This is a genomic window from Microbulbifer guangxiensis, from assembly GCF_021729075.1.
Classification (GTDB): Bacteria; Pseudomonadota; Gammaproteobacteria; order Pseudomonadales; family Cellvibrionaceae; genus Microbulbifer; species Microbulbifer guangxiensis.
The window spans coordinates 451,926-475,749 of record NZ_JAJSAQ010000001.1; the positions used below are offsets into that span (position 1 = coordinate 451,926).

Genomic DNA, 23,824 nt, shown 5'->3' on the forward strand with positions numbered 1-23,824 from the left:
CCGCTCGGCTTGTCTCGGCTCTCCGGCATCGGCAAAATGCCCCGCACATTCACGGATGGAGATGTTCCTAATGCCCGATTCCGCAGTCAGTGAAGCTCCCTACGGCAGCTGGCACTCAGCGATCAGCGCCGACCACCTGGTGGCTGGCAGCGTGCGACTGGGCGAGACCACCGTGGCCGATGGCTGTCTGTACTGGCTGGAATCCCGCCCGGCAGAAAAGGGCCGTTCCGTGCTGGTGGAATCCTGCGCTGGAGGTGAACTCCGGGATGTCACCCCTGCCCCGCTCAGCGTGCGCTCGAAGGCCCATGAATATGGCGGTGCCAGCTACCTGGTCAGCGACGGCACCGTGTACTTTGTGCTGGCCGACGACCAGCGCATCTATCGCATGGGGCTTCACGACCAGACACCGGAAGCCCTGACCCCCGAGGGACCGTTCCGCCATGCCGACTTGTTTCTCGACCGCCGGCGCAACCGCCTGCTCTGTGTTCAGGAGGATTACTCCCCATGCGCCGGCGGTGGAGAGGCCCAGGCGCGAATTGTCGCCATCGACCTGTCTGCTGGCACAGCGGAAACACCCAGGGTACTGGTCGAGGGTGCGGACTTTTACTCCAACCCCACCCTGAGTCCGGACGGCAAACAGCTCTCCTTCCTGCGCTGGTTCCATCCCGATATGCCCTGGGATGCCACCCAACTCTGTCTCGCAGAACTGAATGCAGCCGGCACACCGTCGGCGGTGGAAGTGGTGGTGGGCGGCGACGGGGAATCCGTGTTCCAGCCGCAGTGGTCGCCCGCAGGTGAACTGTTTTACGTTTCCGACCGCAACAACTGGTGGAACCTCTACCGACTCGGGGACGACCAGCCCCTTTGGCAACGGGAGGCCGAGTTCGCCACACCCCAGTGGGTCTTCGGCATGTCTACCTACGGTTTCATGACCTCCGACCAGATCCTGTGTACTTTTACTGAAGACGGGCGCTGGAAACTGGGCATGATCGACCTCGCCAGTGGCAGCCATAAAGTCATTGACCAGCCCTATTGCGACCTGGAAAGCCTTCGCTGCGAAAGCCACAGGGCCGTGATGATCGCCGCCGGAAGCGAACGTTTTCCCGCCGTGGTCACCTATGACGACCACAGCGGCCAGTTCCGGCAGGTGGCCAGCAGTAGCAGTTGTGACCTGCCCCAGGACGTATTCTCGGTAGCCCAGGCGATCGAATTCCCCGCCGGGGAGCGCACGGTGCACGCCTTCTACTATCCGCCGCACAACCCCGGGTTCCGGGCACCGGAAAACGACCTGCCACCGCTGATCGTGCTCAGCCACGGTGGCCCCACCGGCGCCACCAGCGCCGGGCTCAACCTGAAGATCCAGTTCTGGACCAGCCGCGGCTTCGCCATTCTCGATGTGAATTATTCCGGCAGCACCGGCTACGGCCGCGCCTACCGGGATCGGCTCCGGGATAACTGGGGCGTCATGGACGTGGAAGACGTCTGCGCCGGAGCCGAGTACCTGGTTGCGAAGGGACTCGCAGATCCGGAACGCCTGCTGATCAAAGGCGGCAGCGCGGGCGGCTACACGGTCCTGGCGGCACTGACCTTTCACCGCACCTTCAAGGCAGGTGCCAGCCACTATGGTATCGGCGACCTGACCACCCTCGCCCGGGACACCCACAAGTTTGAATCGCGCTATCTCGACCGGTTGGTGGGCCAGTGGCCGGAGGCCGAGGAAATCTACCGCCAGCGCTCGCCGATCAACCATGTGGCAGAACTGGATTGCCCGGTGATTTTCTTCCAGGGCCTTGAGGACAAGGTGGTGCCACCCAATCAGGCCGAGGCCATGGTGGAGGCACTGCGTCAGCGGGCCATTCCGGTGGCGTATATTACTTTCCCCGACGAGGGGCACGGCTTCCGTGGTGCCGACAGTATCAAAATGGCACTGGAAGGAGAGCTGGAGTTTTACAGCCGCGTGTTCGCGTTCCCACTGGCAGAAGCGGGCCCCGGCATCACCATCGACAACCTGGATACCTGAGTTATGGGAAGAGGCATGGGCAGATACCGCCCACCGCGCCCGCGCGGCTCCCGCTATATCACCCCGGAGGGCGCCCGCCGCATGCGCGCCGAGGTAAAGCAACTGTGGGAAGAGGAGCGGCCCCGTGTGACCAATGCCGTCAGCGAGGCAGCAAAGCTCGGCGACCGCTCAGAGAATGCCGACTATATCTACGGCAAAAAACGGTTGCGGGAGATCGACAGCCGGGTGCGCTTCCTGACCAAGCGGCTGGAGGAAGTAACGGTGGTCGACCGGATTCCGGAGGACCGCGAAAAAGTCTACTTTGGCGCCTGGGTGAGTCTGGAGGATGATGACGGTAATACCCTCACCTACCGCATCGTCGGCCCCGATGAATTTGACGTGAAACAGGGGCTGATATCCATGGACTCGCCAGTGGCCAGACGGCTGCTGGGGCGGCGCCTGGACGATGAAGTCGACCTGAAAACCGGCGAGGAGTGGATCACCTATTACGTGGTGGACATCCAATACGAGGGCTGAGTCCCGACCCTGTATCCCCTCACCCGGGCGGGCCGGGCGTTTTATTGACTACTTTGTTAGAAGGAACCCATAAAAGTAACAAAGACGCGCAGCCCGGCCATCTCCCACATGAGTGAAGAAAGTCCTGCCAAGCAGTATGCCCCCGCTCCCCTGCAGGATTTTGTCGATCCCGAGACCCTGATTGCCTTTGGCATTGCACTGGGGCTGGGATTACTGATCGGATTGCAACGAGAGCGCAGCACGGACCGGCTTGGCGGCATACGGACCTTCCCACTTATCGCGCTTTTTGGTGCGCTGACTGGCCGCCTGACGCAAATCTACCAGTCTCCGTGGATACTCGCAGTTGGCATTCTCTGCATGACCGTACTGATTCTCCTCGGCAATCTGGAGCGACTGCGCGGAGAAAAGGAAAGCACTGGTGTCACCACAGAAATTTCCGCGCTGATGATGTATCTGCTCGGCGTTTTTCTCGTGATCGGCGAGAAAGCCATCGCAGTCGCCCTGGGCGGTACAATCGCTGTCTTGCTGCACCTCAAACCCAGCATGCATCAATTTGCCCAAAAGCTCCCGGAGAAGGACCTGCGGGCGATCATGCAGTTCGCACTGATCTCCCTCATCATTCTGCCGGTGCTCCCCAATCAGACCTTTGGCCCCTATGATGTACTGAATCCATTCAAGATCTGGCTGCTTGTGGTGCTGATTGTCGGTATCGGTCTGGGCGGCTATGGCGCCTACAAACTGGTCGGCGCCCGGGCGGGCACACTGTTGAGCGGCGTGATCGGCGGACTCATTTCATCGACTGCCACCACAGTCAGCTATGCCCGTCGCGCACGGGAAAACCCTGGTATCGTGGACCTGGCGGCGCTGGTCATCCTGATCGCTTCCACCACCATCTTCGTCCGTATGTTTGTCGAAATTGCCGTGGTGGCCCCCCGTATCGTGCTCGAATTCGTGCCCCCGCTGGCGACACTGCTGTTGGTGAGCCTGGTGGTTTGCGCCCTCGGCTATCGCTTCGTCGGCCAACAGGAGTATCAGATGCCGGAGCATGGCAACCCGGCGGAGCTGACGCCGGCGTTAATCTTCGGCGGCCTCTACGCTCTGGTACTGATGGCAATTGCGGCAGCCAAAGATTACTTCGGCAACCAGGGGATTTATGTTGTGGCATTGATTTCCGGTTTTACCGATGTCGATGCCATTACACTATCCACTGCCAACCTGGCCAACCAGGGCTCGCTCCATATCGATACGGCATGGCGTGCCATGATCATCGCTACGCTCGCCAATATGGTGTTTAAAGCCGGCGCTGCCGGTATGCTCGGCGGTAGCCGGCTGTTCTCCCGGGTCTTGCTGCTGTTTGCTTTACCCTTCATTGCCGGCCTCGGGGTCATTTTTTTCTGGCCCGTCACTCCGTAAGCACCATATGGCTGGACGCATCCCGGCGGAGAGGGGCGAATATTCACAGGGAGCTCTGTCGATATCCCGATGGAAGACCAAGACTATCCGGCTTTCCGTGCGGAAGGACTGACCAAAATCTATGGCAGCGGCGATACCCGGGTCTATGCGTTACGGGGCGTGGATCTGGAAGTTCCCCGTGGCGAGATGGTGGTGCTGCTCGGCCCCTCCGGTAGCGGCAAATCCACACTGCTCAATATTCTCGGCGGGCTGGACTCGCCCACCGAAGGGCATGTCTATTTCGATCACCAGGAACTGACCGCCTTCGATGACCAGCACCTGACACGTTTCCGGCGTGAACACGTGGGGTTCGTCTTCCAGTTCTACAATCTGATTCCGAGCCTGACCGCACTCGAGAACGTGGCCCTGGTGACAGAGATCGCCAGTAATCCCATGTCGCCGGAGCAGGCCCTGGAGCTGGTCGGCCTCGAAAAGAGGATCCACCATTTTCCGGCGCAGCTCTCCGGCGGTGAGCAGCAGCGGGTCGCCATCGCGCGCGCCATCGCCAAGCAACCCAACGTGCTCTTCTGTGACGAACCCACCGGCGCTCTCGACAGCAAAACCGGTATCGTGGTGCTGGAAGCGATCGCACGGGTCAACCGCGAACTCAACACCACCACCATGGTCATCACCCACAATGCCGGGATCGCGGAGATGGCCGACCGGGTCTTGCAGATGGCCGATGGCCAGATCCAGGAAAGCCGGGTGAACGAAACGCCCTGCGAGCCCTCAGCGCTGAGCTGGTAGGTGGCATTGAATGATGATCAGCACAAGTCCGGTAAGATCCCGCCTGCCCACAGTCACCGGTCCGCCACCAGGGGCAGATGAGTCGCGCCATGTGGATTGACTGGTTGCGGCCTCTCGACCGCAAGCTGGTGCGGGACCTGTGGTCGATCAAGGGCCAGGCGCTGGCGATCGCGGTGGTCATCGGCTGCGGTATCGGCATGTATGTGATGTCCAAGGGCATGCTGGTGTCGCTGGCAGAGACCCGCAATGCCTATTACGAGCGCTACCGCTTTGCCAATATCGTCGCACCGGTCAAACGGGCTCCCAACGCCCTGCTTGATGAAATTACCGCACTCCCCGGGGTACGCCGGGCGGAGACCCGCATCCGCGCGGGGGTGATACTCGATGTGGCCGGTGCCGCCGCCCCCATTACCGGGGAGATCCAGTCCCTGCCACCGTTTCCCCAGCCCCATATCAACGACATCGTGCTGCACAGCGGTCGCTACTTCGACCCCCAGCATGAGGAGGAGGTGCTGGTCCTGGATGCCTTTGCCGAAGCCCACCAGCTGGAGCCAGGCGACCATCTCTACGCCATCCTCAATGGCACCAAGAAGCGACTGACCATCACCGGCATCGTACTGTCACCGGAATATGTGTACGCGATTTCTCCCGGGGAGATCGTACCGGACAAAAAACGCTTTGGTGTGTTGTGGATGAACCGGGATGGCCTGGCACACGCCTTCGACCTGGATGGCGCTTTCAATGAGGCGGTCATCCTCACCTCCGCCGGCACTGACGAGGATGCGCTGATACAGCGGTTGGACAATCTACTGAAACGTTACGGTGCCACGGGTGCCTACGGTCGCGACCAGCAGATCTCGGACCAGTTCCTGACCAATGAAATCAATCAGCTGGAGACCATCGGACGGATCCTGCCTCCCATTTTCCTGCTGGTGGCCGCGTTTTTGCTCAATGTGGTGGTGGGGCGGCTGATCGACACCGAGCGCGAGCAGATCGGGCTCCTCAAGGCCTTCGGGTACAGCAATGCTGCCGTGGCCACGCATTACCTGAAGATGATCGGGGTCATCACCCTCGTCGGGGTAGTCATCGGCATCCTGCTCGGATTGTGGCTGGGCCGGGGCTTGGCCAACATGTATCAGGACTTCTTCAAATTCCCCTTCCTGCTGTTCCGCCCCCCGCCCGATGTGTACCTCGTCTCTATCGGTTTCAGTCTGCTGGTGGCCGGAGTGGGGACCGCTTCCTCGGTACGCCGCGTCATGCAGCTGGAACCAGCTATCGCCATGGTGCCACCGCCACCACCGGATTACAGCCGCGCAGCCCGCTGGCTGGAGCGCATAGCCCCCTGGGTCGACCAGCCCAGCCGTATGATCCTGCGGCATATCTACCGCTGGCCAAAGCGCGCCGCCATGACCGTTCTCGGTATCGGCATGTCCATGGGACTACTGATTGGCGCCAGTTTTTCCATGGACGCAATGATGTTCATGGTGGATATCAGCTTCAACGTCATCGATCGCCAGGATGTGACGGTCAATTTTGTCGAACCCCGCAACAAGCGCGCGATCCAGGATGTCCTGCATGCCCCCGGTGTGATGACCGCAGAACCTTTCCGCGCCATCCCCGTTGTCCTCCGCAACGGCCCGAATGTGAGACGCGAGGCAATTCTTGGCCTGGAAGCAGAACCCGACCTGGGCCGCATTGTCGATACAGAATTCCGTCCGGTGCCGCTGCCGGAGCAGGGGCTGATCCTTTCGGACAAGCTGGCCGAACTGCTGGAGATCGGCACCGGTGACCTGTTGCGGGTAGAGGTGCGCACCGGGCGACGGCCTGAAGTGGACCTGATGGTGAGCGGCATCGTCAAAACCTACATGGGTACCACCGCTTATATGCACCTGGATGCACTGAACCGGTTACTGAAGGAAGACAGTGCCATCTCTGGAGCTTATCTACTCGTCGACCCTGATAAGACCGATGCGCTCTACGAATCCCTGAAAAACACCCCGGTCGTCGCAGGCGTCAGCCTGCAGGAGCAGGCCCAGAATGCGTTTTACGAGACGCTGCAGGACAGTCTCGGCACCTTCGTTTTCTTCAACACACTTTTCGCCGGCCTGATTGCAGTTGGCGTGGTGTACAACAATGCACGGATTTCCCTGTCGGAGCGTGGACGGGAACTGGCCAGCCTGCGCGTGCTGGGACTTACCCGCGGCGAGGTTTCCTATATTCTGCTGGGAGAGCTGGCACTGCTCACCCTGATCGCCCTGCCCCTTGGGGCCTTGCTAGGGTATTTGCTGGCCGCCCTGCTGGTCCATTCGTTCGACACCGAGCTGTTCCGGATCCCGCTGGTGATCAGCGATTCTACCTACGGCTATGCCGCCCTGGTGGTGGTGCTGTCGGCGATCGGCTCCGGTCTCCTGGTTCGTCGGCGAATCGATCATCTCGATCTGATAGCGGTACTGAAAACACGGGAGTGATATGCATAGAAAGCTGTTGCGAAGGATCGTAGCCGGCGCCCTGCTCGGGGTGCTGATGGCTTTCTTCGTCTACGCCTACCTGCCAAAACCGGTACCGGTGGATCTGGCCAAGGTCTCCCGCGGCCCGCTGGAGGTCTATGTCCGCGATGAAGGCTACACCCGTGTGCACGATGTTTACGTGGTATCCGCACCCGTCACCGGCTACCTGCTGCGCATTGACCGCGATGTCGGTGACACCGTGGAGGCCAACAAGACGCTGATCGCACAGCTCCTGCCCACCAGTCCGGGCTTTCTCGACAAGCGCGGACGGACCCAGGCCCTGGCCGCCATCCAGAGTGCCGAGGCAGCCCTCAATCTGGCTCGGGCCGAACGCCGCGATGCCGAAGCCCGCCTGGCTTTTGCTCTCGCAGACGCTCGCCGCATCCGCACACTGGCCAAAAAGAATTACGTCTCCCAATCGGAACTGGAACGGACCGAGCTGGCCCTGGACAGCGCCGAAGCATCGGTCGATACCGCCAAGGCCGCCGAGCGCGCCCGCGCCGGTGAGGTCGACAGTGCCCGGGCCCAACTGATTGCACCAGAGCCGGACGGCAGCGCCGACCCGGAGGATATCGTGCCCGTCACGGCGCCGGTCAGTGGGCGGGTGCTGCGACTGCAACAGGAAAGCGAGCGCGTCGTGATTGCCGGCACACCACTGGTGGAAATCGGTAATGCCGCCGAACTGGAAGTGGTAGTCGACCTGCTCTCCCGGGATGCAGTGCAGGTGGAACCCGGCGCGCCGGCGGAATTCACCAGCTGGGGCGGCGACAAGCCACTGACCGGAAGGGTACGGCTGGTGGAGCCCTTCGGGTTTACCAAGATATCTGCCCTCGGCATCGAAGAGCAGCGGGTCAACGTCATCATCGACTTCACCGAGCCGCGCCAGCGCTGGTCCCGCCTCGGCCACGGTTATCGGGTGGATGCCGCTATCCGTATCTGGCGGGGCGAGGATGTCCTGCAGGTGCCTACCGGCGCACTGTTTCGACACCGGGGGGAATGGGCCGTTTTCCGGCTCCGCGGTGATCGGGCCGAACGGGTCGTCGTCAAACTGGGCCAGAACAATGGCCTGCAGGCAGAGGTTCTGGAAGGTCTGCAGGAGGGTGAGACATTGGTTCTGCACCCCAGTGAGCGCATTTCGGAAGGCGTGCTGATCGAAGAACGCCGGCAATAACTCCCGCTGTCACCCTAGCGAAACCCTGCCCCACGCTCACGCCCTGCCCCGCCAAAACTCGCCCATTCTGGAACAGATTTCGCTGGCCCGGCGTCCCTATTTCGATACCATCAGGTAAAAGAAACAGGACATTCCAGCTTTTACCAGGTTGGCAGCTAGCCACGGAGGCCAAATGAACAACTGGCAACACGCGCTGATTACCGGGGCGGGCAGCGGCCTCGGTCTTGGTATTGCGCTGCGATTGCTGCAACGGGGCACCAGGGTCTCAATTCTGGACCTTGAGCTGGCCCCGGAACGCCGCAGGCAACTGGACAGCGCGGCTAAAGCCGGGCAGACCCGCTGGCAGTATTTCGAGGCGGATGTCACCCGGCCCGAGCAGGTTGAGAACTCTGTCTCGGCTGCGGTGGAGCATTTTGGCTCGCCGGGCCTGGCCCTGAATTGCGCCGGTATTCTGGTCAACAGGGCTTTTGTCGAACTGGTTCCGGACGACTTCCGGCGGGTAATCGATGTCAATCTCAACGGCAGCTTCCATTTCGCCCACGCTGTCTTGCCACATCTGCAACCGGGTGCACGCCTCGCTCTGGTCGCCTCTCTCGCCGGGCTCACCAGTAATTACGGTTACGCCGCCTACGGGGCCTCCAAGTTTGGTGTCGTCGGGCTGGCGACCACGTTGAGGTTCGAACTTCTACCACTGGAAATCAATGTCAGCTGTATCTGCCCGGCAGAGGTCCGGACCCCGATGGTGGAGAAGGAAAAGCTGGACGCCCATCCGATTTCGCTGGAACTGCGCAAGGTAGCCGGTTCACTGGATCCTGATACCGCCTGTGAGCGGATACTGAACGGACTGGATGCCGGCAAGTGGCTGATCATCCCCAGCCGGCGGGCGCGGCTGGTGGCTCTGTTCAACCGCCTTTTGCCCGGTACTTTCTTCCGGATCTGCTCACTGTTGTTGCAGCGCTCCCTCAAACACCTTGACTCCTCTGCGGAAGTTATAAAGAAAACGCCCGCAGAAAGCGGGCGTTGATTCGGATACATTACAGTTTCCGGAAGGAGCAGCGGCGGTGCTTGCGGTCACCGGGATAGCGGAAACTGCGCTCGATGGAAGGGCTGGGTTTCTCCCCGGTCATCCCGGGCGCTCCGCCTTCTGCCGGGGCCTGCAGGCTCACCCTGCGGGCCATGTACCTGAGGACCCCGCAGAAGTCGGTGAAGCTGCGCAATATGCCCCTCTGCCTTCCAAACCACCTGAAAATGGCCGGTAATCGTGACAATCACAGTTTTTACGGCCTGCAGGATGTCAACTTATCGGCAGGTCACATCGCAAAGGATGGCTGCTGGTTGCCAGTGCGATGGCCCTGTGCAAAACTTTTGCAAAATCCGCCGCACGATAACGATGCATCATTGTTCTCATTTCGCGATCACCGGTACCGCCAGCAGAAATGCGCCGGCCCGGACCCAGCGCCAGCGGATAACGGTAGAACAGGCCTGATCCGCAATGTGTGACTGCCCTACCAACATTCTCCCAACCAACCAATAATAACGGAGCCAACATGCGTAAATCCCTGATCGCCACAGCCATCGGCGTCAGCCTGGCATTGGGTGCCTGCTCGAAAAACAATAATGAAAACCAATCCTCTGCCGATGCAAATACCGACTCCGCTGCCATGGAGGCAGCAGTCGCTGCCGGTAATGCCGCGACAGGGGAAGCCAGTCCGGTCGAGGCAATTGCTGCGGGGGCAGGCAACCCGTTGCTCGAACCCAGCCCGCTCCCCTACCAGACCCCGCAGTTCGACAAGATCAGGGATGAGCACTTTATGCCCGGATTCGACGCCGGTCTGGCAGCCCATACCGCCGAGATTCAGGCGATTGCCGACAACCCGGCGCCGGCCACTTTCGAAAACACCATTATTGCCCTGGAAAAAAGCGGAGACCTGCTGGACCGGGTTTCCGGTATCTTCTTCGATTACACCAGTTTCCGGGCCAGCGACAAGGTGCAGGAAATCCGGGCTGAAATCGCACCGCGTCTCTCGGAGCACAATGACAATATCTACCTCGACCCGAAACTGTTCGCGCGGGTGGAAAAAGTGCACGCGCAAAAGAGCGAGCTGGGCGCCGAGGAACAGCAGCTCGTGGACCAGTACTACGATGCCTTCGTACGTGCCGGCGCCCGGCTGTCGGACGAGAAGCAGTCGCAGGTCCGCGCCCTGAACAGCGAACTGGCCGAGCTCTCCACCAAGTTTTCCAACAATGTCCTCAATGCGATGAAGGGTGAGTCGATCCTGGTCGAGGACAAGTCAGAGCTCAGCGGCCTCTCGGAAGAGAAAATTGCCTCGCTGGCCAAGGCCGCTGCGGATGCCGGTAAAGAGGGATACCTGATCTCTCTGGTCAACACCACTCGCCAGCCACTTCTCGGCAGTCTGGAAAATCGTGCTCTCCGCCAGAAAATCTGGGAGGCCTCGGCTAACCGGGCCGGCGACGCCAACGGTGAGCTGATCACACAGATGGCGGAGCTCCGCGCCGACAAGGCCAAGTTGCTTGGCTACCCCAACTGGGCCTCCTATGTGCTTGCAGAACGCATGGCGAAGACTCCGGACGCCGTCTTCCAGATCCTGGGAGACCTGGCCCCGAAAGCCGTGGCGAAAGTAAAGGCCGAAGCGACTGCCCTCGAGGCGATGATCGAGCAGGAAGGCAAGGACATCACCTTGCAGCCCTGGGACTGGGCCTACTATGCGGAAAAAGTCCGCGCCGCCAAATACGATCTGGACGAAAGCGAAATCAAGCCCTACTTCGAGCTCGAGCGGGTTCTCGAGGATGGCCTCTTCTTCGCCATGGAGAAACTCTACGGCATTACCTTCAAAGCGCGCCCTGACCTCCCGGTGTGGAACCCGGATGTCACCGCCTATGAAGTTTTCAATGCTGACAAAACGCCGGTGGGACTCTTTTACCTGGATCCCTATGCACGCGAAGGCAAAAATGGCGGTGCCTGGATGAACGAGCTGGTCACCCAGAGCCACCTGCTGGATCGCAAGCCAGTGGTCTACAACGTGCTCAATATCCCCAAGCCTGCCGAGGGTCAGCCCACCCTGTTGACCTTCAAGGAGGTCAACACTCTGTTCCACGAGTGGGGCCACGCAGCCCACGGGCTCTTCTCAGACGTGAAGTACCCGAGCCTGGCCGGGACCAGCACGCCACGGGACTTCGTCGAGTTCCCGTCGCAGTTCCATGAGGACTGGAGTTTCGAGCCAGAGGTCATCGCCAACTATGCCCGCCACTACGAGACCGGTGAGCCCATCCCCCAGGCATTACTGGAGAAGGCGCTGAAGGCACGCAAGTTCAACCAGGGGTTCGATACCACGGAGTACCTGGCGGCAGCGCTGCTGGACATGGAGTGGCACAGTATTGCGCCGGGAAAGGAAATCGAGGACTACCAGGCGTTTGAGAAGGAGGCCCTGGCCAAGCACGGCATTGATCTGGCTGTGGTGCCGCCGCGCTACAAGTCCGCCTATTTCAGCCATATCTTCTCCAACAGCTACTACGCGGGATACTACTCATACCTCTGGACCGAGGTTTTCGCCGCTGATGCCTTTGCCTATCTGCAGGAAGAAGGCGGCCTGAAGCGAGAGAACGGCGACCGCTATCGCAATGCCATCCTGTCGGTGGGCCACAGCACGGACCTGATGAAAGCGTATGTAGAGTTCCGCGAACAGGAGCCCACAGTTGATGCGCTGCTGGCTCGGAGGGGTTTGCTGCAGAAGTAAACTGCTGGCTCCCGGGCGCGGCCATGGGCGGTGCCCCGGGGGCCGCGGCGCTCCCCCATCCTGCCGGCGGGAGCGCTGCGCCAGCCTTTTAGAAGGAGCGGCGGCGGTACTTGCGGTAGCCCGGGTACCAGAAGTTGCGCTCGATGGAAGCGCTGAGTTTCTCCTCGGTCACACCGGGCGCCACGCCGTCCTCCTGCGCCTGCAGGCCAACCCTGAGGGCGATGTACTTGGTGATTTCGCGGATGTTGCTGAGGTCAGGCAGCATGGCGCCCTCCCCTTTCTTCACCACCGGCGCGTGCTCGGCCAGGGCATTAGAGGCGGCCATCAACATGTTGTCGGTCACCCGGTTGGCTCCGGCGGCAATCACACCGAGCCCCACGCCCGGGAAGATATAGACGTTGTTACATTGCGCAATCGGGTACACCTTGCCCTCAAGCTCTACCGGAGCAAAGGGACTACCGGTGGCCACCAGCGCTTCGCCGTTGGTCCAGGTGAGAATCTCCTGGGGCGTCGCCTCGGCGCGTGAGGTGGGGTTGGAAAGCGGCAGTACCAGAGGGCGCGGGCATCCGGCATGCAGGGCCTCGATTACTTCCTGGGTGAACAGACCGCCCTGCCCCGACACGCCGATCATGATCGTGGGCTTGGTGTTCTGCACCAGCTGCAGCAGGTCCCATTCGCTCACACCGGAATACATCTCCGGATCCTGCGCCAGCCGGGCCTGGAAGTTATGCAGGCCCTTCATGTCACTGGTAACCAGACCGTAGCGGTCGAACATCAGCAGGCGCTCGCGGGCTTCTTTATCTGAAAGCCCCTCTTCCACCATGGCCATGACGATCTGTTCGGCAATACCGCAGCCCGCGGAGCCGGCTCCGACCACCATCACGCGCTGGTCGCTGAGCTTCTCATCCTTGGCCTTGCAGGCCGCCAGCACAGTGCCCAGGCAAACCGCCGCCGTACCCTGGATGTCATCGTTGAAGCAGCAGAGTTCGTCGCGGTACTTCTCCAGCAGGGGCATGGCATTGGTCTGGGCAAAGTCCTCGAACTGCACCAGCACCCTGGGCCAGCGCCGCTTGACTGCGGCGAGGAACTCAGCCACGAACTCGTCATACTCTTCCTGGGACACGCGCTCGTGACGCCAGCCCATGTACATGGGGTCATTCAGCAGGGTGCGGTTATTGGTACCCACATCGAGGGTCACCGGCAGCGTGTAGGCGGGACTGATGCCGCCGCAGGCGGTATACAGGGACAGCTTGCCGATGGGGATCCCCATGCCGCCGATGCCCTGGTCACCCAGGCCCAGAATGCGTTCACCATCGGTCACCACGATGACCTTCACGTTGTCCTTGGTAGCGCTGCGCAGGATATCGTCCATGTGCTCGCGATCCGGGTAGGACACGAACAGACCGCGGTGGTTGCGGTAGATGTTGGAGAATTCCTCACACGCCTTGCCCACGGTGGGGGTATAGATGATCGGCAGCATCTCCTCGATATGCTCCTCGATCAGGCGGAAGAACAGTGTCTCGTTGTCGTCCTGAATGGCCCGCAGGTAGATGTGGCGGTCCAGATCTGTCTTGCACTGCTGGTACTGAAGGTAAGCCCGGCGCGCCTGTTCCTCGATGGTCTCGACATTGTTGGGCAGCAACCCCACCAGGTTGAATTCGAGCCGCTCCTTGCGGGTAAAGGCACTGCCTTTGTTCAGAAGTGGCATCTCCAGCAGGGAGGGACCGGCGTGGGGAATATAGAGGGGGCGTTTATCTTCGTTGGTCATCGCTTCACATATACAGAAAATGCGCCAGAACCCGGATTCTGGCGGGATAAAATTCTTTTTGATGGAGTCTGTGCGGGGGTTCTTGCGGCCCGGAGAACAGAGGGCGCAAGGCAGTCACGAACTGTTGCTATCTCTCGCGAAGTTGCGCGAAATCCCTTCGTCTGCGCACGAGCGCAGCCTACACGGGCCGGCTCAAGATAACAACTCTTCCGGGGCATCCAGCTCGGGAGACTGCGCGATGCCCTCGACTTCAACTGTCAGGTGGAATACCTGTGGGCAGCGCTCCCTGAGCTCCTTCTCCAGCTCGTCGATGACCCGCTCGGTGCGCTCCAGGGTCGCCTGGATCACCGCCCGGGTTTCCACGTACTCGCGCACTTTGTGGTTGAGTCGCTCTTCAGGCACACGGGACAGGAGGGCCTCCTCGTGGGCTTCAATGCGCTGGCGCATGTCGCCGATCAGGCGCTCTTCCCTCAATTCCACTTCGGCTACGACGACGGTATGGGTCTCGTCGACGATGATGGAGCGCACATCGTGGAAGCGCTCAATCTCCGGGTGACCCTTGCAGATGTCCTGAAAGGCCTGCTCGGCAGCCACATCCCGGATACTGGTCAGGAAGCGCATGTTGATCATGCCCAGGAAGATGGCGGTAACCCCGAGCATCAGCGCGATAATCACGGAGAAGCCGATGTCCCAACTCTTGTCACCGGTCAGCTGGGTCATGGTGATACCGGTGGCGGCAAGCAGCACACCGGTGACTGCGATGCTGTCCTCCAGCAGCACTGCAATGAGGGTCGGATCATCCGCCTGACGCAGATAGCGGAAGGGATTGCGCATCCCGGCTGCGCGCATGCGGCTGAGGAATTCCTGCGCGGCAACGTAGAGTACGTAGGCTTCCAGTACCAGGGCGATGAACAGTACTACCGCAGAGATCCAGATCGGCGCGACCTCGAAGCCCAGCAACGATACCGACGTTGGTCTCTCCACCACACCCAACTGATGCCAGGCGTGCCAGGCATGGGCGAGGCCCAGGCCACAACCGATGGAGAAAAGGCCGATGGCACTCCACAGGTTCCATAGATATTTCTTCTGCCCGTGGCCAAAGGCGTAAGTCTGATCTGCCGGGCGCCCACCACGGATCAGCCCGACGAGGAGGAATACCTGGTTTAGTGTATCCATCAGGCTGTGGACCGCCTCATTCATCATCGCAGCCGAGTGGGTGGCAAGTGCCGCCAGCCCCTTCAGTACGGTGACCGCTGCATTGACGCAGATGGCGTAGAGAACCGCTTTCTTTGAACCCTGAGCCATGACTTCCACTGTTGAGTTGCTCCGTTCGCGACTAGCAGCATAGGCAATATCCACACTACCGAGGGACATACACGCGGTCGTCGAGCAAAAAACAACTTACGGGACGATTACACTGCCGCGCAGCACGAGGATCCCCAGCACTTGCCTTTACCCCACCTATGATTCCATAACGGCAAACTTGCCATGGACTTCCAGCTACCGGGAGACAAGCAGATGAGAGTTTTACGATTCACCCTGATCTTCTGCCTGTTCATGATCGGCTGCGCAGAAAAGGGCGACGCAGAACAACAGGTAAATAACGATGCGACAGCTGCACCAGCCACGCAATCAAACCAGGCCAATGAAGGCAGTGCTACGCAGCTGGCAGACGCCAGCCAGGCTCGTGAAGGAGCAAGGCAACAGGACAGCCCGACCAAGCCTGCAAACCCGGTAAAGGGCGGCAAGCCCAATATCCTGGTGATCTGGGGCGACGATATCGGCTGGACCAATCTCTCGGCGTATGAGCAGGGGGTGATGGGTTACCGTACACCCAATATCGATCGCATCGCCAACGAGGGAGCAATTTTCACCGACCACTACGCCCAGCCCTCTTGCACCGCGGGTCGCGCGGCATTCATCACCGGGCAGTACCCGATCCGCTCGGGCATGACTACGGTCGGCCAGCCAGGTGACAGCCTGGGTCTGCAAAAAGAATCGCCAAGCCTGGCAAGAGTGCTGAAAAAAGTGGGGTATCGTACGGGGCATTTTGGCAAGAACCACCTGGGTGATCGCAACGAACATCTGCCCACCGTGCATGGCTTCGATGAGTTCTTCGGCAACCTGTACCACCTCAACACCCAGGAGGAAGCGGAGCAGCGGGACTACCAGAATTTCGGCAAGGCCTTCTCAGGGGACCTTGAGACCTATGAGGGTAAATTTGGCACCCGCGGCGTCATCCACTCTTTCGCCACCGACAAGATGGACTCCACCGAAGATCCCCGCTTTGGCGTTGTTGGCAAGCAGAAAATCGAGGATACCGGTCCCCTCACCCGTGAGCGGATGAAAAACTTTGACAGCGAAGAGGTCATCCCCCTCGCTCTCAAGTTCATGGAACAGGCCAATGAGGCCGGTGATCCCTTCTTCGTCTGGCTCAACACCAGCCGCATGCACCTTTACACCCGCATCGATGACAAGTGGCTGCGCGAGGTCGAGAAGTACACCAGTGAAGCCGATTACCACGGCGCTGGCATGCTGCAGCACGACCACGATATCGGCATTGTCCTGGACTGGCTCGACAAGAAAGGGTTGGCTGACAGTACGATTGTTGTTTACAGCACCGACAACGGACCAGAGCACTCCAGCTGGCCCCACGGGGCTACGACCCCCTTCCGGGGTGAAAAAATGAGCACCTATGAAGGTGGTGTGCGTGTACCGATGATGGCCCGCTGGCCCGGTAAAATCCCAGCAGGGAGGGAGCTCAATGGTATTCAGGGTCACCAGGATCTGTTTACCACCCTCGCCACCGCAGCCGGTGTCGACGATGTTCGGGAACAGATGCTCAAAGAGAAGAAGCAGTATATCGACGGGGTGAACAACCTCCCCTACTGGACGGCTGAAGTGGAGCAGTCTGCCCGCAACCATATCTTCTACTACTACGAGAGCAAGCTCACCGCCATCCGCATGGGCCCATGGAAATTCCATTTCTCCACCAAGGAAGACTACTACGCAAACCTGGTACCGCGCACAGTTCCACTGGTATTTAACCTGCGTATGGATCCCTATGAGAGCTACGACTCAACTGATGCCTACGGGCATCTGCTACAGAAAGTGTCCTGGCTGATCCAGCCCATGGGCGTATTGATGCAGCAGCACCTGCAATCACTGAAGGAGTATCCCCCGGTGCAGGGCGGCAAGAGCTTCGACATGTCCAATGTCGTTGAGGAGTTCATCCAGAAAGCACCACAATAAGCAGGGCAGCTTGAATGATGGCAGATCTAGTCATCCGTATAGTCACGCACATCAGCCCCGCATGATATAAAAAAGCCCTGCTCAGCAGGGCTTTCCATTCAATAGCTTCTATCAATTACTACCGCCGGCACCTTCCCTCAATTGCTCCTCAATTTTCTTCAGGTTAAAGGAACCTGGAGTCTGGCTCGGCGGATAGTCTTGCATCGTCTTCAGGAAATCGGCCGCCAATTTTTGCAACGGCACCAATACGAAGGCCCTTTCGAGCAGCCAGTCATAGTAGCTGTTGGCGTTGTGTTGGGCGCGCTCGAAGGGATCGCGGCGCAAATTGAAGATCAGTGGAACCCGAAGCTCGGTGAAGGGCTCCATCCAGACCCCGAAAGCCTTCCCACGGTTCTCCAGGAAGACAGCCTTCCACGCATCGTAACGCATGGCCACAATCTGGCCGTCATCGTTGACGTAGATAAATTCCCGGCGGGGGGACTCCTCTGTCTGGCCGGAAAAGTATGGCAGCATGTTGAAGCCGTCGATGTAATTCCGGTACTTGCGCCCGTTGAGCCTTACGCCATCCAGCAACTGTTGCTTGATTTCCGGGTTACCGGCGGCTGCAGCGAGGGTGGGCAGCCAGTCCTCATGAGAGACAATACCATTGAGGGTCTTGCCCGCCGGGAACTTTCCGGGCCAGCGGACAAACGCCGGCACGCGATAGGCACCCTCCCAGTTTGAATTCTTTTCACTGCGGAATGGTGTATTACCGGCATCCGGCCAGGTATTGAAGTGCGGCCCGTTGTCAGTGGAATAGAAGACGATGGTATTGTCAGCGATCTTCAGCTTGTCCAGCAGCTCCAGTAGCTGCCCGACATGCTGGTCATGCTCGACCATACCATCCTGATATTCATCACTGAATGGACCGGCCAGATTTTTATGCTCCTCCTTCACATGTGTGCGGAAGTGCATACGGGTGGCGTTCCACCAGACGAAGAACGGCTTGCCGGCCTTGTGGGCACGCTCAATAAAGTTGATCGCGGCCGCTACTGTCTCATCATCAATGGTTTCCATCCGCTTTTTGGTCAGCGGCCCGGTATCCTCGATTTTTCCGCCGGCAACCGAATGAATCACACCTCGGGGGCCAAACTTCTTGCGAAACTCGGGGTTCTTCGGATAATCCCGGTTCTCCGGTTCCTCTTCGGCGTTCAGGTGGTAAAGGTTGCCGAAAAACTCATCAAAGCCATGGTTGGTCGGCAGATGCTCATCCCGGTCACCCTGGTGGTTTTTGCCAAACTGGCCGGTGACATAGCCCTGACTCTTCATCACCGTGGCAATCGTCACGTCCGATTCCTGCCAGCCCTCTTTGGCGCCGGGCAACCCGACCTTGGTCATCCCGGTTCTCACCGGCACATTGCCACCGAGAAAGGCTGCTCGCCCGGCCGTACAGGACTGCTGGCCGTAATAGTCCGTAAATGACAGCCCTTCCCTGGCGATCCGGTCAATGTTGGGCGTCTTATAGCCCATCAGCCCGCGGCTGTTGAAGCTAATATTGGTGATCCCGATATCATCGCCCCAGATCACAAGAATATTGGGCTTCGACTGTGCCTGGACGGAGCTCTGGGAAAAAAGCAGCAATAGCAACAGTGGCAACATCAGTCGCCCGCGCAGTGAGGATGGATACATCATTTCCTCCGTTATATCCGCCCGCTTTGGTTAGGTTTGCAACGGGAGTGCAGGCATTCTCCGCTGCATCATCGAACTCTGAGGGTAATAGAACAACGCTAGCGGTTACCCCACGGAAAGACCTGTTTCCAGTCTTCCTTCATATTAACTACGATCCAGCCCTGTTTTGAGGCAGCGGCGAGGGCTTTGTCCAAGTGCCCCACCGGAGAATCGCGGTCATAGGCCCATTCCCGCTTTTCATCCGTGTGGTGCAGCAGCAGGCCAAATCGGGGACCATCACCGGCAGTGGTCCACTGCAGCATTTCAAAATCCCCATCGGAATTTCCGGACGCGAAGACCGGTCGACGGCCGATATGCTGATAGATGCCCACCGGTTTGCCGGCCTTGTCATCGATCAGGTTGACTTCCGGCAATTTCACAATGGCCGGCTTTCCGTCCCGCATCTCATATCTGGCCTTGAGTGAACTACCCACAACCTGTTCGGGCGGGATACCGTATGCGGCCTCTGCGTAGGCGCGAATAAAATCGATACCACCCCCTGAGACGATAAATGTCTTGAAGCCGTTATCGCGGAGGTAGGTCAACAGCTCCAGCATGGGCTGGTAAACCATTTCGGTATAGAGTCGATTGGTCTCGGGGTGGCGTGCAGACGCCAACCACTGCTGCACACTCGCCTGAAACTCTTCGCCGGTCATGCCGGTATGGGTCGCAGCAATAAGCTTCATCAGGGCAGACTTGCCGCCTTCCAGTGCTGTCTTGTTATCGCCTTTCAGGATAGAGGCAAAGGGCTCCTCGGTTTTCCATTCGGGATGCTTTTGTGCCTGATCTCTGACCTTGTCGATTGCGTATAGCAACTGGAAGTAGATGGGCTTCTCCGCCCACAGGTTGCCATCGTTATCGAAAGTGGCAATGCGCTGCTCAGGAGGGATATACCCGGCCCCATTTTCTTCTGTCGACTTCTCGACAAACTGGATCAGCGCACGCCGCGTCTCGCCGTCATTCCAGGAAGGCAACGGATCAGCGGCCAACACCAGTCCACTACCGGCCAGACCGACGAATAGCATTAGTACAAACAGAGACTTGAGGACGTGCCTGGGCTTCATGGAAAGTTCCCTGTCAGGGTGTACAGCAAGGTCGCAGGGGTGCCGCGAAGTTGCCCCTCTTTTCACTTTAGCACTCCGTGTTTACTCCACTTCGTGGTGGCCAGCAACAGCCTATACAGGCTTAGACAATCACTATTTGGCGCGCATTTCCCCTCTTCTCCCGCCTCCCCCACCATTCAAGCCGGAATAAGCCTGAGCCAGGATCTATACTCAGGGTTCGCAAAAAATAACCATCATCAACGGGCCGGGGCAGGATCGATGCCCGAGATTGCCGGGCCTGTCAACTACGCGTCCCAGCCCATGACCAGCTCTCTGCGAACTTTCCCCCTGCTGATCGCTATGGCCCTGATCGCCGGCTGCGACGACACCCCGCCTGACAGCAGCAGCCAATCCTCCACAGATCCGACAGCCCAACCCGGAGCCAAGGCATCGCTCCAGGTCGAGCCCACCGGTCACGATGAAGTCCGGGGGAAAGCGACTGCCGAGCCGCGATTCGTGGGTTCTGAGACCTGTGCCACCTGCCATCAGGCCGAGTTTGAGCATTGGCAAGACTCCCACCACGACCTCGCCATGCAGGAGGCCAGCAAAAAAACCATCCTGGGTGATTTCGGCAATGCTGAGTTCAACTATTTCGGTACGACCACCCGCTTTTACACCAAGGGCGACCGCCATTATGTGCGTACTGACGGCGCCGATGGTCAACTGGCAGACTTTCCCATCGCCTATACGTTTGGCATCCACCCGCTGCAGCAGTACCTGGTGGAATTGCCGGGAGGAAGGCTGCAGGCGTTGAGCATCGCCTGGGATAGCCGCGACAAGAGTGAAGGCGGACAACGCTGGTTCCACCTGAACCCGGACGAGCACATCAAAGCCGGCGATGAGCTGCATTGGACCGGATTGAATTACAACTGGAACTTCATGTGTGCAGACTGCCACTCCACCAACCTGCAAAAAGGTTTTGATCTCAGCAGCCAGACCTATGACACACGCTGGTCGGAAATAGATGTGGGCTGTGAGGCCTGCCATGGACCGGGTTCAGACCATCTGGAATGGGCACAGTCGGACTTGAGCCAAACCGCTGAAAACACCGGCAACCGCGGGTTCGCCGCGTCCTACTCCGGACGCAAGAAGGCAAGCTGGGTCATGGACCATGAGACAGGTATTGCCCGACTGGCTTTTGCAACGGAAACCCAGGCAGAGCTGGAAACCTGTGCCCAGTGTCATTCCAGGCGCTCGACCGCCTTTCCCGGCGCCAGGGCCGGGGATGCATTACTGGATCACTTCAACCTGTCACTGCTGGACGCCGGCCTCTACCATGCCGACGGCCAGATTGATGACGAGGTTTTCGTTTACGGTTCTTTTCTGCAGAGCAAGATGCATGCAGCCGGAGTGACCTGCAGCAACTGCCATGAGCCCCACAGGCTGGAATTGCGGGCAGAAGGCAACGGCGTATGTGCCCAGTGCCATATGCCCGCCAGGTTCGATACCGCGGAACACCACTTCCACCCGAAGGACTCAGCCGGTTCCCAGTGTGTGAGCTGTCATATGCCCGCGAAGACCTATATGCAGGTGGACGCCCGTCGTGACCACAGCTTTCGCGTTCCCCGCCCCGACCTCTCAGACCGCCTGCAGACACCGAACGCCTGTACGGGTTGCCATACGGACAAGCCCAATCAGTGGGCGACGCAGGTGCTGCAGCAGAAGTTTGGAGAACCCCTCGAACCTCACTTTGGTGAGGCTATCTATGCCGGGAGGCACGGATTGCCCGGGGCCGAATCGCAGTTGATGGCTCTGGTCGCCGACGACTCCCAGCCAGCCATAGCTCGTGCCACTGCGGTCAGTCTGCTGCCGCGTTACCTTTCGCAGCAATCGGCACAATTGCTTCAGGTCATTGCCCAGGGTGACGAGCAGCTACTGAATCTCGGGCTGGCGAAATCACTGGATTTTGCCCCGGAACAAATACAGCTCGCCCTGGCCATCCCCCTCATTTATGAGGGGAAACGTGTCACAGAGGCACTGGCAGCGAATGCCATGGTGGACACCCCGATGGACCGTCTCCCCCAGCAGGTGCGGGGCCAGTTCAATGACGCCGTGAGTGCATACCTCACTTCAGAAAAATTCAATAGCGACCGGCCTGAGTCCCTGTCAAATCTGGCAGCGGTGCATGTCCACAGGGGTAACCTGCAGCAGGCGGAGCGCTTTTATCGACGCGCGCTGTCGATCGCGCCTTACTTCACACCCGCCTACGTCAACCTAGCCGAGCTGTACCGTTCGACCAACCGGGAGAAAGACGCTGAAAAACTGCTGCAGAGTGCCCTGGAACGGGTCAATGAAAAGGCGCCGGTGCTGTACTCGCTGGGGCTCTCACTGGTTCGGCAGCAGCGTAACGACGAAGCGCTGGAGTACCTGCGCAGAGCTGCAGAAAGCGAGAACACCACCGCCCACTTTATTTATGTGTATGCCATCGGCCAGCACTCTGCGGGGGAGGTGAACGCAGCACTCGCGACCCTTGAGCGGGGTTTGCAGCAGTACCCCCATGACCCGCAGATACTGTCTGCGCTGGTCGCGCTGTACCGCGAGGCAGGGAATCCGGATAAAGCAAGGCAATACCAGCAGCGATTGCATTCCAGTGCCTCCGTGCAGTGAAGCCGTGAGCTTGCCTTGTTTCGGTAAACCACGGTTAGGTAACCCCCTTGGCCCCGGCGCCGTCATCCGTTATCAAAAGCCAACCTTCAGGCCGGAAACATTCCCTTGCGCCCCCTTGTGACCAATACCGTCATATCGGGTATACACTTGAGATGTTGATCGCTCGGGGTTTACCAGAGAGCGAGGTGAGCAGTGGATGTAGCATGGGCACACTGATCAAAACGTCAGCACTCGCGGGGTACTACCAGCTGGTGACAGATCTGGGGGGGGATCCGGCTGTGATACTGCGCCAGTGCCACCTGGAACCAAAGAAGGTGGAGACCCTCGAGGGTGTGATCTCTCATCGCTCAGAGGTCTGTGCAATCGAGAGAGCTGCGCAGGCCCTTCAGTGCGAAGATTTTGGCCTGCGCCTGGCAGAAACCCAGGATGCCAGTCTTCTCGGCCCGCTGGCTGCCGTTGCCCTCACCACCACTTCGGTCGGGGAAGCCATGGAAAAGATCATCGACTACCTGCACTGGTTTTCCCCCGGCACAGCAATGCGACTGCAGCGCTGTACCGCCCCCCAGCAATCGCTACTCAGCTTTGAAGTAACCTCAAACATTCCCCGCTACCGTCACTATTATGAGCAGGCACTTGCAGTGCTCAACCGTATCTTGTGCCATCTGGCCGGCGAGGATTTTCGCGCTGTCGAGGCCCATTTCAGTTTTCAATCCCCCCTGCCTCAGAGCCGCTATCGGGAGGTTTTTCACTGCCCGGTGAAATTCAGTAGGGCCGTGGACGGCCTGCTTCTGAAGACCCGCGACCTTTACATCCCCATCGACACAGACCGTGCTGATCTTCATCAGTTACTGGATCAGTTCACTGAAGAGGTCTTGACCGATCATTCCTTCAACCTCGGCTACCAGGTGGAGCAGCTGATCGAGAACCTGCTGCCGACGCACAATTGCAGCCTGAGCACCATCGCCCAACAGCTTGGATTCAGCCCACGCACCCTGCAACGACAGCTGGCCAGCATGGGCCTGTCCTTTGAACAAATGCTGGACAGGGCCCGCCGATCCCTGGCCGATGACTATCTGGCAGAGTATGAGATGCCCCTGGTGCAGGTCTCCGCACTGCTGGGCTATTCCGAACAAAGCACCTTCACCCGTGCCTGCAGGCGCTGGTACGGCTGTACGCCACTTCAACGTCGAAAGGCCCTGTTGCACTGAGCTACCCGGTA

At 59.4% G+C, this 23,824-nt stretch carries 16 protein-coding genes; 11 read left to right on the forward strand and 5 right to left on the reverse strand.

The window, feature by feature from the left end; genetic code table 11:
* Positions 1-70: 70 nt before the first annotated feature.
* From LVD12_RS01950 to LVD12_RS01980, 7 genes are all read left to right on the forward strand, one after another.
* Positions 71-2,020: a S9 family peptidase gene (locus LVD12_RS01950; protein ID WP_237065238.1), complete on the forward strand. Its 1,950-nt coding sequence runs from the start codon at positions 71-73 to the stop codon at positions 2,018-2,020.
* 15 nt (positions 2,021-2,035) lie between these two features.
* The gene (greB, locus tag LVD12_RS01955) at positions 2,036-2,536 is read left to right on the forward strand and encodes a transcription elongation factor GreB (protein ID WP_237065239.1); all 501 of its coding nucleotides are present in this window, start codon (positions 2,036-2,038) and stop codon (positions 2,534-2,536) included.
* Between the two features lie 108 nt (positions 2,537-2,644).
* Positions 2,645-3,949 carry an MgtC/SapB family protein gene (locus tag LVD12_RS01960; RefSeq protein ID WP_237065240.1) on the forward strand — a complete coding sequence of 435 codons (1,305 nt, stop codon included), beginning with the start codon at positions 2,645-2,647 and terminating at the stop codon, positions 3,947-3,949.
* A 69-nt stretch (positions 3,950-4,018) separates the two neighbouring features.
* Positions 4,019-4,735: an ABC transporter ATP-binding protein gene (locus LVD12_RS01965; protein WP_237065241.1), complete on the forward strand. Its 717-nt coding sequence runs from the start codon at positions 4,019-4,021 to the stop codon at positions 4,733-4,735.
* 77 nt (positions 4,736-4,812) lie between these two features.
* Positions 4,813-7,203, forward strand: a complete 2,391-nt coding sequence (locus tag LVD12_RS01970) for an ABC transporter permease (RefSeq protein ID WP_237065243.1) — start codon at positions 4,813-4,815, stop codon at positions 7,201-7,203.
* Position 7,204: 1 nt separating this feature from the next.
* The gene (locus tag LVD12_RS01975; protein WP_237065245.1) at positions 7,205-8,413 is read left to right on the forward strand and encodes an efflux RND transporter periplasmic adaptor subunit; all 1,209 of its coding nucleotides are present in this window, start codon (positions 7,205-7,207) and stop codon (positions 8,411-8,413) included.
* A 172-nt stretch (positions 8,414-8,585) separates the two neighbouring features.
* Positions 8,586-9,437: an SDR family NAD(P)-dependent oxidoreductase gene (locus LVD12_RS01980; protein WP_237065247.1), complete on the forward strand. Its 852-nt coding sequence runs from the start codon at positions 8,586-8,588 to the stop codon at positions 9,435-9,437.
* A gap of 10 nt (positions 9,438-9,447) precedes the next feature.
* Here the strand turns inward: LVD12_RS01980 and LVD12_RS01985 are convergent, their stop codons facing one another.
* Positions 9,448-9,630 (reverse strand): hypothetical protein, encoded by a 183-nt coding sequence (locus LVD12_RS01985; protein ID WP_237065249.1) that lies wholly within the window; start codon positions 9,628-9,630, stop codon positions 9,448-9,450.
* 330 nt (positions 9,631-9,960) lie between these two features.
* Here LVD12_RS01985 and LVD12_RS01990 point away from each other — a divergent pair, with 330 nt between their 5' ends.
* Positions 9,961-12,168 carry a M3 family metallopeptidase gene (locus LVD12_RS01990; protein ID WP_237065251.1) on the forward strand — a complete coding sequence of 736 codons (2,208 nt, stop codon included), beginning with the start codon at positions 9,961-9,963 and terminating at the stop codon, positions 12,166-12,168.
* Between the two features lie 88 nt (positions 12,169-12,256).
* Here LVD12_RS01990 and LVD12_RS01995 read toward each other — a convergent pair whose 3' ends face one another.
* The gene (locus LVD12_RS01995) at positions 12,257-13,936 is read right to left on the reverse strand and encodes an NAD-dependent malic enzyme (RefSeq protein ID WP_237065253.1); all 1,680 of its coding nucleotides are present in this window, start codon (positions 13,934-13,936) and stop codon (positions 12,257-12,259) included.
* A gap of 192 nt (positions 13,937-14,128) precedes the next feature.
* Positions 14,129-15,310 carry a cation diffusion facilitator family transporter gene (locus LVD12_RS02000; protein ID WP_237065255.1) on the reverse strand — a complete coding sequence of 394 codons (1,182 nt, stop codon included), beginning with the start codon at positions 15,308-15,310 and terminating at the stop codon, positions 14,129-14,131.
* Between the two features lie 144 nt (positions 15,311-15,454).
* Here LVD12_RS02000 and LVD12_RS02005 point away from each other — a divergent pair, with 144 nt between their 5' ends.
* Positions 15,455-17,188, forward strand: a complete 1,734-nt coding sequence (locus LVD12_RS02005; protein WP_237065257.1) for an arylsulfatase — start codon at positions 15,455-15,457, stop codon at positions 17,186-17,188.
* A gap of 111 nt (positions 17,189-17,299) precedes the next feature.
* Here the strand turns inward: LVD12_RS02005 and LVD12_RS02010 are convergent, their stop codons facing one another.
* Positions 17,300-18,856 (reverse strand): arylsulfatase, encoded by a 1,557-nt coding sequence (locus LVD12_RS02010; RefSeq protein WP_439651318.1) that lies wholly within the window; start codon positions 18,854-18,856, stop codon positions 17,300-17,302.
* Positions 18,857-18,954: 98 nt separating this feature from the next.
* Entirely contained in the window at positions 18,955-19,959 is a 1,005-nt protein-coding gene (locus LVD12_RS02015; RefSeq protein WP_237065260.1) for an HAD family hydrolase, read from the reverse strand.
* A gap of 258 nt (positions 19,960-20,217) precedes the next feature.
* Between LVD12_RS02015 and LVD12_RS02020 the strand changes: the two genes are divergently transcribed.
* On the forward strand, positions 20,218-22,605 hold the full coding sequence (locus LVD12_RS02020; RefSeq protein WP_237065262.1) for a tetratricopeptide repeat protein: 2,388 nt from the start codon (positions 20,218-20,220) through the stop codon (positions 22,603-22,605).
* A 203-nt stretch (positions 22,606-22,808) separates the two neighbouring features.
* A complete protein-coding gene (locus tag LVD12_RS02025) occupies positions 22,809-23,813 on the forward strand; it encodes an AraC family transcriptional regulator (RefSeq protein ID WP_237065263.1) in 1,005 nt (334 codons plus the stop codon).
* Positions 23,814-23,824 lie beyond the last annotated feature (11 nt).

Excerpts from the sequence above, each read along its gene's own strand:
- LVD12_RS01995 (WP_237065253.1), bottom strand. The coding sequence starts at position 13,936 with ATGACCAACGAAGATAAACGCCCCCTCTATATTCCCCACGCCGGTCCC.
- greB (WP_237065239.1), top strand. The coding sequence starts at position 2,036 with ATGGGCAGATACCGCCCACCGCGCCCGCGCGGCTCCCGCTATATCACC.
- LVD12_RS01990 (WP_237065251.1), top strand. The coding sequence starts at position 9,961 with ATGCGTAAATCCCTGATCGCCACAGCCATCGGCGTCAGCCTGGCATTG.
- LVD12_RS02025 (WP_237065263.1), top strand. The coding sequence starts at position 22,809 with ATGGGCACACTGATCAAAACGTCAGCACTCGCGGGGTACTACCAGCTG.
- LVD12_RS02010 (WP_439651318.1), bottom strand. The coding sequence starts at position 18,856 with ATGTATCCATCCTCACTGCGCGGGCGACTGATGTTGCCACTGTTGCTA.
- LVD12_RS02020 (WP_237065262.1), top strand. The coding sequence starts at position 20,218 with ATGCCCGAGATTGCCGGGCCTGTCAACTACGCGTCCCAGCCCATGACC.
- LVD12_RS01980 (WP_237065247.1), top strand. The coding sequence starts at position 8,586 with ATGAACAACTGGCAACACGCGCTGATTACCGGGGCGGGCAGCGGCCTC.
- LVD12_RS01965 (WP_237065241.1), top strand. The coding sequence starts at position 4,019 with ATGGAAGACCAAGACTATCCGGCTTTCCGTGCGGAAGGACTGACCAAA.
- LVD12_RS02000 (WP_237065255.1), bottom strand. The coding sequence starts at position 15,310 with ATGTCCCTCGGTAGTGTGGATATTGCCTATGCTGCTAGTCGCGAACGG.
- LVD12_RS01975 (WP_237065245.1), top strand. The coding sequence starts at position 7,205 with ATGCATAGAAAGCTGTTGCGAAGGATCGTAGCCGGCGCCCTGCTCGGG.
- LVD12_RS02015 (WP_237065260.1), bottom strand. The coding sequence starts at position 19,959 with ATGAAGCCCAGGCACGTCCTCAAGTCTCTGTTTGTACTAATGCTATTC.
- LVD12_RS01950 (WP_237065238.1), top strand. The coding sequence starts at position 71 with ATGCCCGATTCCGCAGTCAGTGAAGCTCCCTACGGCAGCTGGCACTCA.
- LVD12_RS02005 (WP_237065257.1), top strand. The coding sequence starts at position 15,455 with ATGAGAGTTTTACGATTCACCCTGATCTTCTGCCTGTTCATGATCGGC.
- LVD12_RS01970 (WP_237065243.1), top strand. The coding sequence starts at position 4,813 with ATGAGTCGCGCCATGTGGATTGACTGGTTGCGGCCTCTCGACCGCAAG.
- LVD12_RS01960 (WP_237065240.1), top strand. The coding sequence starts at position 2,645 with ATGAGTGAAGAAAGTCCTGCCAAGCAGTATGCCCCCGCTCCCCTGCAG.